15 protein-coding genes are annotated in these 17,505 nt (G+C 73.3%); 12 read left to right on the top strand and 3 right to left on the bottom strand.

Features of this window, described 5'->3' with window-relative positions; all coding sequences use genetic code 11:
• The first annotated feature begins 52 nt into the window (after positions 1-52).
• The 4 genes from QE401_RS02145 (at position 53) to QE401_RS02130 (ending at position 5,071) form a co-directional block, all read left to right on the top strand.
• On the top strand, positions 53-2,200 hold the full coding sequence (locus tag QE401_RS02145) for a TonB-dependent siderophore receptor (RefSeq protein ID WP_307136742.1): 2,148 nt from the start codon (positions 53-55) through the stop codon (positions 2,198-2,200).
• A complete protein-coding gene (locus QE401_RS02140) occupies positions 2,181-3,332 on the top strand; it encodes an ABC transporter substrate-binding protein (RefSeq protein WP_307136611.1) in 1,152 nt (383 codons plus the stop codon). The genes QE401_RS02145 and QE401_RS02140 overlap by 20 nt, the downstream gene beginning before the upstream one ends.
• A gap of 74 nt (positions 3,333-3,406) precedes the next feature.
• A complete protein-coding gene (locus QE401_RS02135) occupies positions 3,407-4,111 on the top strand; it encodes a peptidoglycan-binding domain-containing protein (protein WP_307136610.1) in 705 nt (234 codons plus the stop codon).
• A 93-nt stretch (positions 4,112-4,204) separates the two neighbouring features.
• Positions 4,205-5,071 (top strand): SH3 domain-containing protein, encoded by an 867-nt coding sequence (locus QE401_RS02130; protein WP_307136609.1) that lies wholly within the window; start codon positions 4,205-4,207, stop codon positions 5,069-5,071.
• Positions 5,072-5,078: 7 nt separating this feature from the next.
• Here QE401_RS02130 and QE401_RS02125 read toward each other — a convergent pair whose 3' ends face one another.
• Positions 5,079-5,669, bottom strand: coding sequence for a TetR/AcrR family transcriptional regulator (locus QE401_RS02125; protein ID WP_307136608.1), 591 nt, complete (start codon positions 5,667-5,669; stop codon positions 5,079-5,081).
• A 213-nt stretch (positions 5,670-5,882) separates the two neighbouring features.
• On the opposite strand from QE401_RS02125, the gene QE401_RS02120 reads away from it, so the two are divergent.
• The 3 genes from QE401_RS02120 to QE401_RS02110 are packed head-to-tail and all read left to right on the top strand — an operon-like array spanning position 5,883 to position 8,975.
• On the top strand, positions 5,883-6,332 hold the full coding sequence (locus QE401_RS02120) for a (2Fe-2S)-binding protein (protein WP_307136607.1): 450 nt from the start codon (positions 5,883-5,885) through the stop codon (positions 6,330-6,332).
• A gap of 10 nt (positions 6,333-6,342) precedes the next feature.
• Positions 6,343-8,595, top strand: a complete 2,253-nt coding sequence (locus tag QE401_RS02115) for a xanthine dehydrogenase family protein molybdopterin-binding subunit (protein ID WP_307136606.1) — start codon at positions 6,343-6,345, stop codon at positions 8,593-8,595.
• The gene (locus tag QE401_RS02110) at positions 8,595-8,975 is read left to right on the top strand and encodes a c-type cytochrome (protein WP_307136605.1); all 381 of its coding nucleotides are present in this window, start codon (positions 8,595-8,597) and stop codon (positions 8,973-8,975) included. The genes QE401_RS02115 and QE401_RS02110 overlap by 1 nt, the downstream gene beginning before the upstream one ends.
• A 53-nt stretch (positions 8,976-9,028) precedes the next feature.
• Here the strand turns inward: QE401_RS02110 and QE401_RS02105 are convergent, their stop codons facing one another.
• Positions 9,029-9,520: an RrF2 family transcriptional regulator gene (locus QE401_RS02105; RefSeq protein WP_307136604.1), complete on the bottom strand. Its 492-nt coding sequence runs from the start codon at positions 9,518-9,520 to the stop codon at positions 9,029-9,031.
• A gap of 78 nt (positions 9,521-9,598) precedes the next feature.
• Here QE401_RS02105 and hmpA point away from each other — a divergent pair, with 78 nt between their 5' ends.
• The 3 genes from hmpA to QE401_RS02090 all read left to right on the top strand — a co-directional run bounded on the left by hmpA (position 9,599) and on the right by QE401_RS02090 (position 14,073).
• Positions 9,599-10,813, top strand: coding sequence for an NO-inducible flavohemoprotein (gene hmpA, locus QE401_RS02100; RefSeq protein ID WP_307136603.1), 1,215 nt, complete (start codon positions 9,599-9,601; stop codon positions 10,811-10,813).
• Between the two features lie 49 nt (positions 10,814-10,862).
• A complete protein-coding gene (locus QE401_RS02095) occupies positions 10,863-11,936 on the top strand; it encodes an NAD(P)H-dependent flavin oxidoreductase (RefSeq protein WP_307136602.1) in 1,074 nt (357 codons plus the stop codon).
• A 331-nt stretch (positions 11,937-12,267) separates the two neighbouring features.
• Positions 12,268-14,073 (top strand): ABC transporter ATP-binding protein, encoded by a 1,806-nt coding sequence (locus QE401_RS02090; protein ID WP_307136601.1) that lies wholly within the window; start codon positions 12,268-12,270, stop codon positions 14,071-14,073.
• A 6-nt stretch (positions 14,074-14,079) separates the two neighbouring features.
• On the opposite strand, the gene QE401_RS02085 is transcribed toward QE401_RS02090, so the two are convergent.
• On the bottom strand, positions 14,080-14,976 hold the full coding sequence (locus QE401_RS02085) for a helix-turn-helix domain-containing protein (RefSeq protein ID WP_307136600.1): 897 nt from the start codon (positions 14,974-14,976) through the stop codon (positions 14,080-14,082).
• Between the two features lie 119 nt (positions 14,977-15,095).
• Between QE401_RS02085 and QE401_RS02080 the strand changes: the two genes are divergently transcribed.
• Together QE401_RS02080 and QE401_RS02075 are read left to right on the top strand one after the other, a co-directional pair.
• Positions 15,096-15,995 carry a DMT family transporter gene (locus tag QE401_RS02080; protein WP_307136599.1) on the top strand — a complete coding sequence of 300 codons (900 nt, stop codon included), beginning with the start codon at positions 15,096-15,098 and terminating at the stop codon, positions 15,993-15,995.
• A gap of 85 nt (positions 15,996-16,080) precedes the next feature.
• Positions 16,081-17,487 (top strand): M20 family metallopeptidase, encoded by a 1,407-nt coding sequence (locus QE401_RS02075; RefSeq protein WP_307136598.1) that lies wholly within the window; start codon positions 16,081-16,083, stop codon positions 17,485-17,487.
• Positions 17,488-17,505 lie beyond the last annotated feature (18 nt).

The raw sequence follows: 17,505 nt of genomic DNA, 5'->3' as shown, positions 1-17,505 counted from the left end.
GTCGCTCCGCTCCGAACTGCAAATGAGAATAATTCCTATTAGCGGCTTGTCGATGCCCGCCCGGCGGATGCGGCCCTGGCCGATGGGCAGCCTGGCCGCCGCGCTGCTGGTGCTGGCCGCGCAGCCCGCCCTGGCCCAGGCGGTGGCCGAGCCGGTGGCCGGGGCGACCCAGCTGCCCGAGCTGTCGGTGACGGCGCGGCCCGCCCAGGCGGCGGCGGATGGCTACCAGCCGCTGACCACGACGCTCGGCGGCGGCGGCGCCGTGCCGCTGATGGAGTTGCCGCAATCCATCGCCGTGGTGCCGCGCGCCGTGATCGAGGACCAGCAGGCGCGCAGCCTGGACGAGGTGCTGGCCAATGTCAGCGGCGTCGCGCCGGCCAATTCGCTGGGCGGCACGCAGGACGCCTTCATGCGTCGCGGCTTCGGCGACAATCGCGACGGCTCGATCATGATCGACGGGCTGCGCACCATGCTGCCGCGCAGCATGAGCGTGATGACCGACAGCGTGGAGGTGCTGAAGGGCCCGGCCTCGATGCTGTACGGCATCCTGGATCCGGGCGGCATGGTCAATCTGGTGCCGCTGCGGCCGGAGGAGCGCTTCGCCGGCATGGTCAATCTGCGCGCCACCAGCTTCGGCGGCGGCTCGGCCGGGTTCGACGTGACCGGGCCGGTCGCGCAGGGCTTCTCCTTCCGCCTGGCGGGGGAGGATCAGCGCGAGGATTACTGGCGCAATTTCGGCCATGTCGAGCGGCGGCAGATCGCGCCCTCGCTGGCCTGGCGCGACGACCGCAGCAGCATCGAGCTGCGCTATTTCCACGAGGATTACGCGGTGCCCTTCGACCGCGGCACCATCTTCGGCCCGCGCACCGGCCGCGCCGTGCCCACCGGGCGGCGCACGCGCTTCGACGAGCCCTACAACATCTCGCGCGGCTATTCGGATTATGTCGGGCTGCGCGGCAGCCACCAGCTGGATGCCGATTGGCGCGTCTCGGCGGGCTATGCCTACAGCCTGAACGATTATTCCGACCAGAATGCGCGCATCATCAGCTACGACCCGGCGACCGGCGCGCTGGTGCGGCGGGCGGATGCGACCGAGGCCTCGACCCGCTTCTCGCATGCGGTGCGCGCCGATCTCGAAGGCCGTGTCAACCTGTTCGGAATGCGGCACGACCTGGTCTTCGGCACCTCCTACGATTATCAGAGCACACGCCGCTCGGAGATGGTGCGCGGCCGCAACACCGGCGGCTTCAACATCTACAACCCGGTCTATGGCAGGCTGGCGGCGCCGGGGCGGGTCGGCACCCCCTCCGACAGCGACCAGATGGAGCGGCTGGAGAGCGTGGCCTTCTACGCGCAGGACAGCATCCATCTGAACGAGCAATGGATCCTGGTGGCCGGTCTGCGCTACGAGCAGTTCGACCAGGTGGCCGGGCGCGGCCGGCCCTTCAACCGCAACACCGATGTCGATGACGGCCGGCTGGTGCCGCGGCTCGGCCTGGTCTACCGGGTGCTGCCGGAGTTGGCGCTCTATGCCAGCTACAGCGAATCCTTCAAGCCGAACTCCTCCATCTCCACCGCCTATGGCGCGCTGCCGCCGGAGACCGCGCGCTCCTACGAGATCGGCGCCAAGCTCGACATCGGCGAGGGGCTGAGCGCGACGCTCGCCGCCTTCGACATCGACAAGCGCAATGTCGCCTATAATTTCGTGCAGAACGGCACCACCTTCACGGCGACGGCCGGCGCGGTGCGCTCGCGCGGGGTGGAGCTGGACATCGCCGGGCGCGTCACCCGCCAGGACAGCCTGATCGGCTCCTACGCCTATACCGACGCCTCGGTGACGCGCGACCCGACGCTGCAGGGCAACCGGCTGTGGAATGTGCCGCGCCACACCGCCTCGCTGTTCTGGGTGCATGATTTCGGCGCTGTGCTGGGCTCGGAAGGCTTGCGCGCCGGCTTTGGCGGCCGCTTCATGGGCGAGCGGGCGGGGGATACGGAGAACAGCTTCGACCTGCCCTCCTACCAGGTGTTCGATGCCTTCGTGGCGTATGACACGCGCATCGAGCGCCAGGCGCTGCGGCTGCAGCTCAATGTGAAGAACATGTTCGACAAGACCTATTACACCGCGACCCAGGGCAGCAATCTGGGCGTCGCGATCGGCGAGCCGCTGCAGGTCGTGGCCAGTGTCACCGCGCGGTTCTGACATCCGGCGGCGCCGGCTGCTGGCGGCGGGGCTTGCCGTGCCGCTGCTGGCGCGCCCCGGCCTGCTGCGCGCCGCCGAGGGCGCGCCGGTCACGGTGACCGATCTGCTCGGCCGCCGCGTCAGCCTGCCACGCCCGCCGCGCCGCATCGTGCTGGCGCAGGGCCGGCTGCTCGGCACGATGGGGCTGCTGCATCCGGACCCGGTCGCGCTGCTGGCCGGCCGCGCCAGTGACATGGCCCAGGCCCTGCCGGATGAGGAGGCCGCCTGGACCGCGCGCTTCCCGGCGCTGCGCGGCGTGCCGCAGCTGGGGCGGCGCATCCTGGCCGACATGTCGGTGGAATCCGTGCTCGCCCTGCAGCCGGACCTCGTGCTGCTGACGCGCGGCGCCATCGCGCCGCTGGATGCGCGCGGCGGCAGCGAGGTGCTGGCACGGCTGGAGCGGCTCGGCCTGACGGCGGTGGTGGTGGATTTCATGGCCGATCCGCTGGCCGAGACGCTGCCGAGCCTCGCCATCCTGGGCGCGCTGCTGGACCGCCGCGACCAGGCGGCGGCGCTGTCGGCGCTGTACCGGGCGCGGCTGGCGGCGCTGGATGCGCTGCGCGCCACCCGGCCCGCCGTGCCGGTGCCGGTGCTGCTGCACAACAATGCCGGCGGGCGCGATTGCTGCTACAGCATCGCGCACGGCAGCTTCGCCGATTTCCTGGCGCGCATGGGCGGCCGCAGCATCGCCGCCGATCTGCTGCCCGGCGCGCTCGGCCAGCTGCACCGCGAGACCGTGCTGGTCTCCGACGCGCCGGTCTATCTGGCCACGGGCGGCGTCTACAATGGCCGCGGCGGCGTCTCGCTCGGCGCCGGCATTTCTGCGAGTGCGGCGCGCGGGGAGCCTCGCCGCCATGCTGCGGGCCCAGGGGCTGGACGCGCTGCCCTCGGTGCGGGCGGGGCGGGCGCATGCGCTGTGGCTCGGCTTCAACGAGACGCCGCTGCACCTCGTCGCGCTGGAGGCGCTGGCCGGCTGGCTGCACCCGGCGCTGGCCCCGCGCCTGTCGCCGGAGGGGCTGCTGGAGCGCATCAACCGCGATTTCGCGGCGCTGCCGATGCAGGGAGCCTACTGGACCAGCCTGGGCTGAGGTAAGCGCCCCGAATCTTGTTGCGAATACGAACCGGATCGGCGAAAGCTCGGCCATTCACCCTCCGAGGAGATGGCGCATGCCGACCGGGCAGCAGATGCTGGATCTGGCGCGGACGCGGATCGGGCAGACCTACGTCAACATCCTCGTCCCCAAGGACAACCCCGATTGGCAGGGGCCCTGGGATTGCGCCGAATTCCTGTCCTGGCTGGTCTACCAGACCGCCGGCTTCCTCTATGGCTGCGTCGACAACCAGGGCGACCCCGCGACGGTCGAGGCCTATACCGGCGCCTGGCGCAACGACGCGCAGAATCTCGGCATCATGGTGCCCTGGGAGCAGGCGGCCTCGACCATCGGCGGCGTGCTGCTGCGCTACCCGCCCGGCCTCGGCAAGATGGGGCATATCGCGCTGAGCGACGGGGCGGGCGGCACGGTGGAGGCGATGGGCACCGCCTGGGGCGTGCGCGCCGGGCGCGCCAGCGGCCGGCACTGGGACACCGGCCTGCTGCTGCCGGGTTTCGACTATGCCGACCCGGCGCCCGGCCTGGCGCTGGCGGCGCCGGCGCAGCTCTACCGCCCCGGCCAGCCGCCGGGCGTCTCGCCGGTGGTGCGGGCGATCCAGCAGGCGCTGGCCGCCGCCGGCTGCGATCCCGGCGCGCAGGACGGCGTCTATGGCGCCAAGACCGCCGCCGCCGTCGCCGCCTTCCAGGCGCTGCGCGGGCTGGTGGTGGATGGCCAGGTCGGGCCGCAGACGGCGGAGCGGCTGGGCGTCGCGCTCGGCTGAGGCGAGGGCGCCGGGCCTCGCGCCGGGCGCGGAGGAGGGCGCGCCGCCGGCCGTGATGCGACGCCGGTGCCGCGGCTGCGTTATGCCTCGGCCATGCCGAAGCCTCTGCCCCCGACCCGATCCACGCCGCGCCGCCTGACGGCGCTGGCGGTCCTGCCCGCTTTGGCCATCCCCCTGCTGCTGGCCGGCTGCGACGACCCGAAGCCGGGGGAGGGCAGCGACCAGGCCGCCGACGCGCCGGCGCGGGAGATCGCCCGCCGCGCCGCGCTGGAGCAGGTGCGCGCCCGGCTGCGCATCCAGGGCGAGATGCGGCTGCGCGCCATCCAGGTCTATCGCCAGCAGCTGCCCGGCGCCTATGCGGTGTGCGGGCAGATCAACCCCTCCGGCGCGGTGAACGACCCCTTCATCCCCTGGGTCGTCGCGGTGACGCTGCCGGAGGGCGGCGGCGAGACGCCGCGCCAGGCCAGCCTGGCGATCGGCCTGTCCAATGTCGAGGCCAGCCGCGTCTATCTCGAGATGGTGGAGCGCTGCTTCGAGGGCGGCGGGCCGCGCACGCCGCAGGGCGTGGGTTCGTCCGGCCTGCCGCCGCTGCCCTCCGACACCGCGCTGGGGGCGACGCCCGGCGGCCCGATGCCGGGGGCGGTGCCGAACCCGCCGCCGCCGCGCGGCCCGGCCGGCGCCACCGCCCCCGCCGCGCCGCAGGCCAGCGGCGCGACCCCGCCGGACATGGCGGCCCCGGCCCCCGGTGCCACGGGTGGCAGCGTGGCCGGCGGCAGCATCACCACCACCGCGGCGCATCCGGTGAATATCCGCGCCAATCCGGGCGGCGGCGGCGCCGTGCTGCGGGTGGTGCCGCGCGCCTCGCAGCTGCGGGTCTTCGGCGAGGCGCCGGGCGGCTGGCTGCAGGTCGGGGAGGACCAGCCCTTCGGCTGGGTGCATGAATCGATGGTGGAGCGCTGAGGCCGGTTCAGCCCCCGGCGCGCGGCTGCAGCAGGCGGCGCGCCGCCTCCTCCACCGCCGCGCGGAAATTCTGCCGCGGCAGCCCGGCGGCGCCGGCCAGGGCATGCACCTCGCAGGGGGCGCGGCTCCAGCTTCCGGCCAGGGCGATCATCAGGCTGAGCAGCGGCAGCGGCTCCCAGCTGGCATCGACCAGCCCGGCGCGCTGCGCCTGGCGCAGCTTGTCGAGCTTGGCCTCATAGGCGCAGCGGCGCGGATCGCCGGGCGGCAGCTGGGTGCACTCGCCGCCTTCCAGCGCGGCCCAGCTGGCGATGCGCAGCATCTCCGGCCGCTCCCCCAGATAGTCGAACAGGCGGCCGACATAGCCGGGCAGGTCGGCCGGATCCATCGGCACCGCCACGGCGATCTCGGCCATCTGCTGCGCCTTGATGGTGTCGAGCAGCTGCTGCTTGTCGCGGAAATAGGCGTAGAGGCGCTCCTTGCTGGTGCGCGCCGCGGCGGCGATGCGGTTGATCCGCGCGCCGGCGATCCCATGTTCGGCGAATTCACGGCGCGCCGCCTCCAGGATGCGTTCGCGGGTGGATTCATCCGAGGGTGACATGGCTCCGCCTTGTTTCGTGATGGCCCGTCCGAACCATCCGGTTTGACATTCTGGCGCAGGCTCGGCTAAAACCAAACTGTTTGGTTCCGCCGCTGCCGCGCCGTCCGCCTCTCTTCTAGGCCCGCCCGCCCGGCAGCGACAGACCCCGGCCGCCGCGCCCCTCCCGCGGCGGTCCCCCGTTTTCCTTCCTGCCCTGCCCCAAGGACGGATCCCATGGACCTGACCATCAATGGCGTGACCCGCAGCGTCGAGGCCGAGGCCGACACGCCGCTGCTCTGGGTGATCCGCGACGAGCTCGGCCTGACCGGCACCAAATATGGCTGCGGCGCGGCGCAATGCGGCGCCTGCACCGTGCTGGTGGATGGCCAGCCGACGCGCTCCTGCGTCACCCCGGTGGAGAGTGTCGCAGGCCTGCCCGTCACCACCATCGAGGCGATCGGCCAGGACCCGGTCGGCCGCCGCGTGGTGGAGGCCTGGGTGGCCGCCCAGGTGCCGCAATGCGGCTATTGCCAGTCCGGCCAGGTGATGGCCGCGACGGCGCTGCTGCAGCAGACCCCGCAGCCCAGCGAGGAGGACATCGCCGCGGCGATGACCAATCTCTGCCGCTGCGGCACCTACAACGCCATCGCCGCCGCTGTGCGGCAGGCCGCGGCCCAGGGCTGAGGAGGCGAGCATGGACGGTCTTTCCGCGAGCCTCTTCTCCGCCCGGCAGCTGGCCGACACCCTGCCCGAGGGCCAGCCGGTCAACCTCTCCCGCCGCGGCGTGCTCGGCGCGGCGCTGGGCGCGCTGGTGATCGGTGTCGCCCTGCCGCGCGGCGCCGCCCGCGCCCAGGCCGCCGCGCCCGCCGCGCCGCGCCCGGGCAGCCGCGTCGCCGCCTTCCTGGAGATCCGCCCCGACAACACCGTGCTGCTGAAGAGCCCCTTCATCGAGGGCGGCCAGGGCATCGACACGGCGATGGCGCAGATCGTCGGCGAGGAGCTGGATGTGGAGCCGGCGCGCTTCACCGTCGAATGCGCGCCGCCCGGTGCCGATTACGCGCTGGTCAATGGCATGCGCATCACCGGCGGCAGCTTCTCGGTGCGCAGCGCCTATCCGGCGATGCGCCAGCTCGGCGCCCGGGCGCGGCGGATGCTGATCCAGGCCGCCGCCACGCGGCTGGGTGTCGCCGCCGACAGCCTGACGACCGAACCCGGCCGGGTGATCCACGCCGCCTCCGGCCGCAGCCTGGAGTATGGCGCGCTGGCCGCCGAGGCCGCCTCGCTGCCGGTGCCGGAGAGCGCGCCGCTGCGCGCCGAGCGGGATTTCCGCTGGATCGGCAAGCCGGTCGCGCGGCTCGATGTGCGGGCCAAATCCACCGGCCAGGCGGTCTATGCCATCGATCTGAAGGTCGAGGGCATGCTGCAGGGCGCGGTGCAGCACGCGCCGCGCCTCGGGCAGGAGCCCGGCGAACTGGCCAATGAGGCCGAGGTGCGGGCGATGCCTGGCGTGCACTCCATCCATCGCCTGCCCGGCGCCGTCGCCGTGCTGGCCGATCGCTGGTGGCGCGCCCGCCGCGCGGCGGAGACGCTGCAGGTGACATGGGCCGAGCCCGCCGCCGGCGCTCGCCGCGCCATGCCGGCCGATTTTTCCTCCAATGCGATGCGCGAGGCGTTGGCCAAGGCCCAGGGCAATGCCCTGCCGGCGGAGGCGCATGGCGATGCCGAGGCGGCGCTGAAGACCGCCACGCGCGTGGTGGAGGCGCGCTACGACGCGCCCTATCTGGCGCATGGCCAGCTGGAGCCGCCCTCGGCCATCGCGCATTGGAAGGGCGATGGCACGCTGGAGCTGTGGCTGCCCAACCAGGCGCCGGAGATGTTCCAGCGCGTCGCCGCCCAGGTCGCCGGCATCGCGCCGGAGCAGGTGGTGATCCATTCGCCGCTGCTGGGCGGCTTCTTCGGCCGGCACTTCCTCTACGACAACGCCAACCCCTTCCCGCAGGCCATCCTGCTCTCCAAGGCGGTGGGGCGGCCGGTGAAGCTGATCTGGACGCGCGAGGAGGAATTCCTGCGCGACGCGCTGCGGCCGATGGGGCTGGCGCGCTTCCGCGCCGGCATCGGGCCTGACGGGCTGCCGGTGGCCTTCGCCGCCGAGGCGGTGGGCGAGGGGCCGGTCGGCCGCTATTTCGGCGGTCCGCCGGGCAAGGCCGATCCCTCCGTCGTCGAGGGCATCTCGGAAAAACCCTATGCCATCCCCAACCGCCTCGTGGTGCAGGTGCCGCACGCCCAGCCGCCGGTCATCGGCTTCTGGCGCTCGGTCGGGCATTCGATGAACGACTTCTTCTACGAGGCCTTCTTCGACGAGATGGCCGAGGCCGGCGGGCAGGACCCCTATGCGCTGCGGCTGCGCCTGCTGGCCGACAAGCCGCGCCACAAGACGCTGCTGGAGGCGGTGGGCGAATTGTCCGGCGGCTGGAAGCGCGGCCCCTATGAGGCGGCGGATGGCACGCGCCGCGCCCGCGGCGTCGCCATGGCCTCGCCCTTCGGCAGCGAGGTGGCGACCATCGCCGAGGTGTCCCTGCGCGAGGGCGAGGTCGTCGTGCATGAGGTCTGGGTCGCGGTGGATCCCGGCCGCATGGTCAACCCGGCGATCATCGAGGCGCAGGTGAATTCCGCCGTGGCGCTCGGCCTGTCCTCGGCCCTGCTGGAGGAGGTGGTCTACGAGAATGGCGTGCCGCAGGCGCGCAATTTCGACGGCTACCCGATCCTGCCGCCGGGCCGCATGCCGCGCGTGCATGTGCGCATCGTCGAGAGCGGCGCGCCGATGGGCGGCATTGGCGAGCCCGGCCTGCCCGGCGTGCCGCCGGCCGTGGTGAATGCCGTGGCGGCGCTGACCGGCCAGCGCATCCGCAGCCTGCCGCTGTCCAAAGCCCGCCTCGGAGCCGCCTGATGCGTCTTTTCCCTGTTGCCGTGCTGACCGGCGCGCTCGCCGCCGGGCTGTTCTCCACCACCCCGGCAAGGGCGGAGGAGGGCGATGCGGCGCGCGGCCGCACCCTGTTCCAGCGGCAATGCCAGGCCTGCCACCAGCTGGCGCAGCCGCGCAACGGCGTCGGCCCGCATCTGCAGGGGGTGATCGGCCGCAGCGCCGGCGGGCTCGAGGGCTACAACTACTCCCCGGCGCTGAAGGCGCTGGGGCAGGCCTGGACGCCGGAAACCCTGGACGCCTATCTGGCCAACCCGACCGGTGTCGCGCGCGGCACCCGCATGGTGCTGCGCGTCACCGCCGAGCAGGACCGGCGCGACATCATCGCCTTTCTGGGCAATCCCTGAGGGGTTCGCCCTGAAGCTCCGATCCGGCCGGCGCCCCTTGGCGCCGGCCTTTTTCATGCGCCGGGCCGCGTCGGGCCGGTGCCGGCCGGCGCCTCCAACGGGGCGGGCAGCCCCAGCCGCGCCGCCATCACCGCCCGGTGCGGCTGCAGCAGATCGGCGAGCGTCTGCCCGTCCAGCACCGCCATGAAGGCGGCCAGCGCCTCGCCCAGCAGGCTCTGCAGCCGGCAGGCATGGATCAGCACGCAGCCGCCCCCCTCCAGCGCCGGCTGGAAGCAGGCGACCAGCGCCATGTCCTCCTCGGTGAAGCGCACCACCTCGCCGATCCGGATCAGCTCCGGCGCGCGGGCCAGGCGCAGCCCGCCGCCGCGGCCGCGTGTCGTCTCGATGAAGCCGCCGCGGCCGAGATTGTGCACCACCTTGACCAGATGGTTCTCCGAGATGCGGTGCGCCTCGGCGATCTCGCGGATCGAGACGCGCCGGTCCTGCCGCAGCCCGAGATAGATCAGGGCGCGCAGCGCGTAGTCGGTGTGGAAGGTGAGGCGCATGCGAAAGATGTAGGGGGTTTACACCTTCGCGCCAAGCGCCATAAGGTGTGCGTGAGATATACCTTATGGAGGGCCGCCATGCCCCGACCGCTCAGCGCGTCGACCGTCGCGATCGTCAAGGCCACCGTTCCGGCGCTGGAGGCGCATGGCCTGGCCATCACCCGCCGCATGTATGAGCGGCTGTTCCGCGACCCCGCCATGCGCGACCTGTTCAACCAGTCGCATCATGGCGAGACCGGCGCGCAGCCCAAGGCGCTGGCCGGCGCCATCCTGGCCTATGCGCGCAACATCGAGGCGCCGGGCGTGCTGGCCGCCGCGGTGGAGCGCATCGCGCAGAAGCATGTCGGGCTGAACATCCTGCCGGAGCACTACCCGGCCGTGGCGGAGGCGCTGCTCGGCGCCATCCAGGACGTGCTGGGCGAGGCGGCGACGCCCGGGATCCTCACCGCCTGGGGCGAGGCCTACTGGTTCCTGGCCGATCTGCTGATCGGGCGGGAGAAGCAGATCTACCACGACCAGGCCGCCGCCCCCGGCGGCTGGAATGGCTGGCGCGATTTCCGCGTGGTGGAGAAGCGGGCGGAGAGCGAGGTCATCACCTCCTTCCTGCTGGCGCCGGCGGATGGCGGCGCGGTGCTGCGGCACCGGCCGGGCCAGTACCTGACCTTCTGGCTGGAGATCCCGGGCCAGGCGCCGCTGAAGCGCAATTACAGCATCTCCTCGGCCCCCGGCGACGCCACCTACCGCATCAGCGTCAAGCGGGAGCCGCAGGGCCTCGCCTCGAACTGGCTGCATGATGCCGTGCAGCCCGGCGCGATCCTGCGGACCGCCGCGCCGGCCGGGGATTTCGTGCTGCCCGAACAATGCGAGCGGCCCGTCGTGCTGCTCAGCGGCGGGGTCGGCCAGACGCCCTTCCTCAGCATGCTGCACGCGCTGGCGGCGCGGGCGGAGGGGCCGGCGGCGCAGTTCGTGCATGGCACCCTCTCCGGCGCCACCCATGCGCTGGGGCAGGAGGTGCGCGGGCTGGCCGCGGCCTCCGGCGGCCGCATCCGCGCGAGCGTCTTTTACGAAGGCCCGCGGCCGCAGGACCGCCCGGGCGAGGATTTCGACATCGCCGGCCGCATCTCTGCGGAGTGGCTGGCCGCGAACACGCCGCTCGCCGGTGCCGATTATTATCTGTGCGGCCCGCGCCCCTTCTTGCGCGATCTCACCGCGGCGCTGACGCGGCTCGGTGTGCCCGCCGGGCAGATCCATTACGAGTTCTTCGGCCCCGCCGACGAATTGCTGGCCGCCTGACCCGCCTGCCTGACCGCCTGCCTGACCGCCCCTTCGGAAGGATTTCCGCATGAGCTGGACCGATCGCCGCATCCTGGACCTGTTCGGCATCGAGCTGCCGATCATCCAGGCCCCCATGGCCGGCAGCACCACGCCCGAGATGGTGCTGGCGGTCAGCGCGGCGGGCGGGCTGGGCTCGCTGCCCTGCGCGCTGTCGACGCCGCAGCAGGCGAGGGAGGCGGTGCAGCGGATCCGCGCCGGCACCGACCGGCCCTTCAACCTGAATTTCTTCTGCCACACCCCGCCGGTGCCCGACGCCGCGCGTGCCGCCGCCTGGCACCAGGCGCTGCGCCCCTATTACCAGGAATTCGGCCTGGAGCATGGCGCGCCGCCGCCTTCCGGCAACCGCGCGCCCTTCGACGCCGAATTCTGCGCCCTGGTCGAGGAGGTCCGGCCCGCCATCTGCAGCTTCCATTTCGGCCTGCCCGAGCCCGCGCTGCTGGAGCGGGTGCGGCGCAGCGGCGCGCGCATCCTCTCCTCCGCCACCACGGTGGCCGAGGCGCGCTGGCTGGCCGAGCGCGGCTGCGACGCCATCATCGCCATGGGGCTGGAGGCGGGCGGCCATCGCGGCCATTTTCTCTCCGACGATCTGAGCCTGCAGCTCGGCACCATGGCGCTGGTGCCGCAGATCGTCGATGCGGTGTCCCTGCCGGTGATCGCGGCGGGCGGCATCGGCGATGCGCGCGGCATCCGCGCGGCGCTGGCCCTCGGCGCCTCCGCCGTGCAGCTCGGCACCGCCTATCTGTTCACGCCGGAGGCGCGCATCCCGGCGCCGCACCGCGCCGCCCTGCATGATGCGGAGGGCCGCGCGACGGCGCTGACCAACATCTTCACCGGCCGCCCGGCGCGCGGCCTGGTCAACCGCATCATGCGCGAGATGGGGCCGATCTCGCCCCTGGCGCCGGCCTTCCCGACCGCCGGCGGCGCGCTGGCGCCGCTGCGCGGCCACACCGAGCCGCAGGGCTCGGGCGATTTCATGAGCCTCTGGGCCGGGCAGGCGGCGCCGCTGGGGCGGGAGATGCCGGCGGGCGAGCTGACGCGCCGCCTGGCGGCGGAGGCGCTGGGCGGCGCGCCGCCGGGCTGAGGCGCGCTGCCCCATCACAGCGTGGCGAGCGTCATCTTGTCGCTTGCCGCGCCGCCCGGCGCCTGTCTATCTTCCCGGCCTCGTCCACGGCCAGCAAAGGGAGGCCGCATGTCACACGTCGCGCCTGCCCCCGTTCCGGCCATGATGCCGCCCGCCTGGCACACGCCTTTCGCGTCGCCACGACCGCGCCGCTAGCGCGATCCGCCTGGCGCCCTGTCCCGGGCCGCATCGCCGAGACTTCCTCCCTTTCGTTTCCCCTCTGAGCGTCGACGCGCGTCCTGACGCGCCTCCGCTCCCCGGAAGGCCGCCCGCGAACCGGGCGGAGCATGACGTGACCTCGCTTCCTGACACGCGGCGTGGGGCCTCGCCCTTCCGCGCCGTGCTCGGTTTCCTGCTGCGCCACTGGGCGCGGCATCCCGCGCTGGTCGGGCTGACCGCGCTCGGCATCGTCGCCGCCACCCTGGCCGATGTGCTGGTGCCGGTCTTCGCCGGCCAGCTGGTCGACGCCATCGTCGGCGCCACCACCGGCCCGCGCGAGGCGGCGCTGCATGAGGCCCTGGCCGCGCTGGCGGCGCTGGCCGGGCTCGGCCTCGCCGCCATGGCGCTGCGCATCCTCGGTATCGCCGGCATCATCCGCCTGACGCTGGCGCTGATGCAGGATGTGACGCAGCAGGCCTTCCACCGCGTGCAGCGCTTCTCCGCCGACTGGCACGCCAACAGCTTCGCCGGCTCCACCGTGCGGCGCATCGGCCGCGGCGCCTGGGCGATCGACCTGCTGAACGACACGCTGCTGCTGGCGCTGCTGCCCTCGCTCACCGTGCTGCTGGGCGCGACGCTGCTGCTGGGCTGGCGCTGGCCGCTGCTCGGCCTGCTGGTGGCGCTGGGCGGCGTGCTCTACATCGCGCTCACCGCCACCCTGTCGCTGCGCTGGGTGGCGCCGGCGGCGCGGCTGTCCAATGCCTGGGACACGCGGCTGGGCGGCGCCATGGCGGATGCCGTCGGCGCCAATGGGGTGGTCAAGGCCTTCGGCGCCGAGGCGCGCGAGGATGCGCGCCTGCACTGGATCCTGGCGAAATGGCGCCGCCGCACCGCGCGCAGCTGGGGCCGGGGCCTGCGCTCCGAGGCGCTGCAGATCCTGATCCTGCTGCTGCTGCGCATCGCCGTCATCGGCTGCGCCCTGTGGCTGTGGTGGGTGGAGGCGGCGAGCGCCGGCGACCTCGCCACCGTGCTGACCATGTTCTTCATGGTGCAGGGCTATCTGCGCGATGTCGGCTACCACATCAGCAATCTGCAGCGCGCGGTGAACGAGATGGAGGAGCTGGTGGCGCTGCACGACGTGCCGCTCGGCATCGAGGATGCGGCCGATGCGCGCCCGCTCGCCGTGCCGCGCGGCGAGATCGCCTTCCGCCACGTCACCTTCCGCTATGGCGGCCATCCGACGCCGCTCTATCGCGACCTGTCCCTGACCATCCGCGCCGGTGAGAGCGTCGGGCTGGTCGGCCCCTCGGGCTCGGGCAAGACGACGCTGGTGAAGCTGATCCAGCGGCTGCACGACGTGACCGAGGGCGCGGTGGAGATCGACGGGCAGGATGTGCGCCAGGCCAGCCAGGCCTCGCTGCGCGCGCGCATCGCCATCGTGCCGCAGGAGCCGGTGCTGTTCCATCGCAGCCTGGCCGAGAACATCGCCTATGCCCGCCCCGGCGCCTCGCTGGCGCAGATCCGCGAGGCCGCGCGGCTGGCCCATGCGGATGATTTCATCCAGCGCCTGCCGCGGGGTTATGCCACGCTGGTGGGGGAGCGCGGCGTCAAGCTCTCGGGCGGCGAGCGGCAGCGCGTGGCGCTGGCCCGCGCCTTCCTGGCCGATGCGCCGATCCTGATCCTGGACGAGGCGACCTCGGCACTGGATTCGGAGAGCGAGGCGCTGATCCAGCAGGCCATGGCGCGGCTGCTGCAGGGGCGCACCGCCATCGTCATCGCCCACCGCCTGTCGACGGTGCGCAGCATGGACCGCATCCTGGTCTTCGAGCGCGGCGCCATCGTCGAGGAAGGCCGGCACGAGGCGCTGGTGCAGCGCCCGGACGGGCTCTATCGCCGGCTGTTCGAGCGGCAGGCGATGGAGCTGATCGGCGGCGGCTGAGATGCGCTAGCGGGGCGGCGGGGCGCCGCCGCCCCGCAGCGCCGCGCGATAGGCCGCCGGCGTGGTGCCGCTGGCGGCGCGGAAGGCGCGCGTCAGGTGGCTCTGGCTGGAAAAGCCGCAGGAAGCGGCGATGCGGGCCACGGGCGTGTCGCCGCCCAGCAGCCGCCGCGCCCGCTCCAGCCGCCGGCGCAGCACCCAGCCCTGCGGCGAGACGCCCTGGCTGGCCTGGAAGACGCGCTGGAAATGGAAGGGGCTGAGCCCGGCCATCGCCGCCAGCGCCTCCAGCCGCAGCGGCGTGTCCAGCTCCGCCTCGATCCGCTCGAGGATGCGCCGCCGCAGATGCGGCGCCAGCCCGCCCTTCAGCGCGGAAGGGCGCAGGCCAGGGAGCAGGGCAGGGGCCAGGGCGGGGGAGAGCGCGGCGGCGATCGCCTCATGCATCGCTGCCTCCGCCGCCAGCGCATCCTGGCCGCACAGCGCCGCGGCCAGGCGGCGCAGCGGCGCGGCCAGGCCCGGCAGGTCGCCGAAGGCGAGCTCCGGCAGCGCCATCAGCCGCGCATCGCGGTCGAAGATCTCGGCGAAGCTGCGGCGCAGCTCGGCATCGGGCAGGTAGAGATGCACGAAGGCGAAGCGCGCGGTGATCTCCCATTCCGAGGATTGCGCCTGCGGCAGGATGCAGATGGCGCCCGGATGGCCCTGCGCCGCCTGCCGCCCCAGCCGCCGCGTGCCCTCGCCGCCCTGCAGGTAGAGGCTGAGCGTATGGCCCTGCGGCCGCTCATAGGCGACGCGGTCCTCGCTGTTGCTCCAGATCGCGGCGGCGCGGCCGAAGCCCAGCTCCATGCCGTGCAGCCTGCGGGCGCGGGAGGCGGAGAGCGCCGCGGCGATGGTGGTGGGCGTGGCGGTCATCGGGGGCCGGAGGGGTGGGGCGGGCGGCCAGGATGCGGCCGCGCCCCGCCCGCCGGCAAGCGACATCCGCCGCAAGATCCTGCAAGCCGGGCATGCGCCGGGCGCGCTAGGCCGGCCCGATGCAGAACGCGCTTCTTTTCCTCGTCACCGTGCTGATCTGGGGCAGCACCTGGATCGCCATCGCCTGGCAGGTGGGCAGCGTGCCGGTGCTGGTCTCGGTCTTCTACCGCTTCGGCAGCGCGGCGCTGATCCTGCTGCTGGTGCTGGCGGCGCTGCGCCGGCTGCCGGTGCCGGGCTGGCGCGACCAGCCCTACATCCTGGCCCAGGCGCTCTGCCTGTTCAGCTGCAACTTCCTCTGCTTCTACAGCGCCGCCGCCTATCTGCCCTCGGGGCTGATCTCGGTGATCTTCTCGCTGGCGACGCTGTACAACGCGGTCAATGCGCGGATCTTCTTCGGCGACCGCATCGCCGGGCGCACCCTGTTGGCGGCGGCGCTGGGTGTCTCCGGCCTGCTGCTGCTGTTCGGGCGCGACGCGCTGATCCATCTCGATGGCGGCACGCTGTCCGGGGCCGGGCTGGCGGCGCTGGGCACGCTGTTCTTCTCGCTGGGCAACATGGCCTCCCGCCGCAACAGCGCCGCCGGCATCTCGCCGCTCACCGCCAATGCCTGGGGCATGGCCTATGGCGCGCTGCTGCTGCTGGCGCTGATCGGGCTGAGCGGCACGCCGCACGCCGCCCCGCCGGATGGGCGCTACCTGGCGGCGCTGCTCTACCTGTCGCTGGTCGGCTCGGTGGTCGGCTTCACCACCTATCTGATGCTGGTCTCGCGCATCGGCTCCTCCCGCGCCGCCTACACCACCGTGCTGTTCCCGGTGGTCGCCCTGTCGCTCTCCACCCTGTTCGAGGGCTATCGCTGGGATGCGGCGGGGCTGCTCGGCCTGGCGCTGACGCTGCTCGGCAATGTGGTGATCTTCTGGCGCGCGCCGGCGCCGCGCCCGGCCGCGCAGCCGCTGCGCTAGGCGGCTTGCCCGGGACGGGCCGAGGCGGCAAAGGGAGGCGGATGCCGCGCCGCTCCTGGCCGCCGGCCGGGAGAAGGACACCGCCATGAGCCGCGAGGCCGCCATCGCCGCCGCCGAGGCGCTGCTGCAGGACGGGACGCTGTGGCGCGTGCTCGCCCGCCGCGTCGCCTGGCCGACCGAGAGCCAGGAGCCCGCCCGCGCCCCCCTGCTGCGCGACTATCTCGAGGAGGAGATGCGCCCCGACCTGGAGGCCATGGGCTTCGCGGTGGAGGTGCTGGACAATCCGCTGGGCGCCGCGCCCTTCCTGGTGGCGCGGCGGCAGGAGGGGGCGGACCTGCCCACCGCCCTGCTCTATGGCCATGGCGATGTGGTGCGCGGCATGCAGGGGCGCTGGCAGGAAGGCCGCGACCCCTGGCGGCTGGAGGAGGCCGGTCCGCGCTGGTATGGCCGCGGCAGCGCCGACAACAAGGGCCAGTACACGCTGAACCTGGAGGCGCTGCGCCAGGTGATCGCGGCGCGCGGCGGCCGGCTCGGCTTCAACGCCGTGCTGCTGCTGGAGATGGGGGAGGAGATCGGCTCCCCCGGCCTGCTGGAATTCTGCGCGGCCCATCGCGAGCGGCTCGCCGCCGATGTGCTGCTGGCCTCCGACGGGCCGCGCCTGGCGGCGGACCGGCCGACGCTGTTCCTGGGCTCGCGCGGCGCCTTCACCATCCGGCTCAGCGTCGAGGCGCGGGCGCGCGGCTATCATTCCGGCAATTGGGGCGGCGTCATCCGCAACCCGGCGACCATCATCGCCAATGCGGTGGCCGCGCTGGTCGATGGGCGCGGCCGGCTGCGCGTGCCCGGCCTGCTGCCGCCGCCCATCCCGCCCGCGGTGCGCGCGGCGCTCCAGGGCCTGCCGGTCGGCGGCGGGGCGGACGACCCGGCGGTCGACCCGGATTGGGGCGCCGAGGGGCTGAGCATGGCCGAGCGCCTCTATGGCTGGAACACGCTGGAGGTGCTGGCGATGGGCGCGGCCGACCCGGCGGCGCCGGTCAATGCCGTGCCGCCCTCGGCCAGCGCGGTGCTGCAGCTGCGCTATGTGAAGGGCACCGACACGGAAGGATTGCTGCCGGCGGTGCGCGCCAGGCTGGACGAGGCCGGCTTCGCCGATGTGGCGCTGGACGCCAACCGGGAGGAGGTGGCACCGGCGACCCGGCTGGACCCGGATTCGCCCTGGGTGCGCTGGGCGCTGGGCTCGATGCAGGAAAGCCTCGGCCGGGCGCCGACGCTGCTGCCGAATATCGGCGGCTCGCTGCCCAACCATGTCTTCGCCGACACGCTGGGCCTGCCGACGCTGTGGCTGCCGCATTCCTACGCCGCCTGCGGCCAGCACGCGCCGGATGAGCATCTGCTGGTGCCGGTCGCGCGCGAGGCGCTGGCGATGATGGCCGGCCTGTTCTGGGATCTGGGCGAGCCCGGCGCGGCGGGCCTGCCCCGGCGCGGCCACTGAAACGCGCGGCGACTGAAA

Origin of the sequence: Pseudoroseomonas cervicalis, from assembly GCF_030818485.1 — a bacterium.
In the GTDB taxonomy this organism is placed as follows: domain Bacteria; phylum Pseudomonadota; class Alphaproteobacteria; order Acetobacterales; family Acetobacteraceae; genus Pseudoroseomonas; species Pseudoroseomonas cervicalis_A.
The sequence above is the reverse complement of the archived record's forward strand: the minus strand, read 5'-3'. Positions and strand labels throughout refer to the sequence as shown.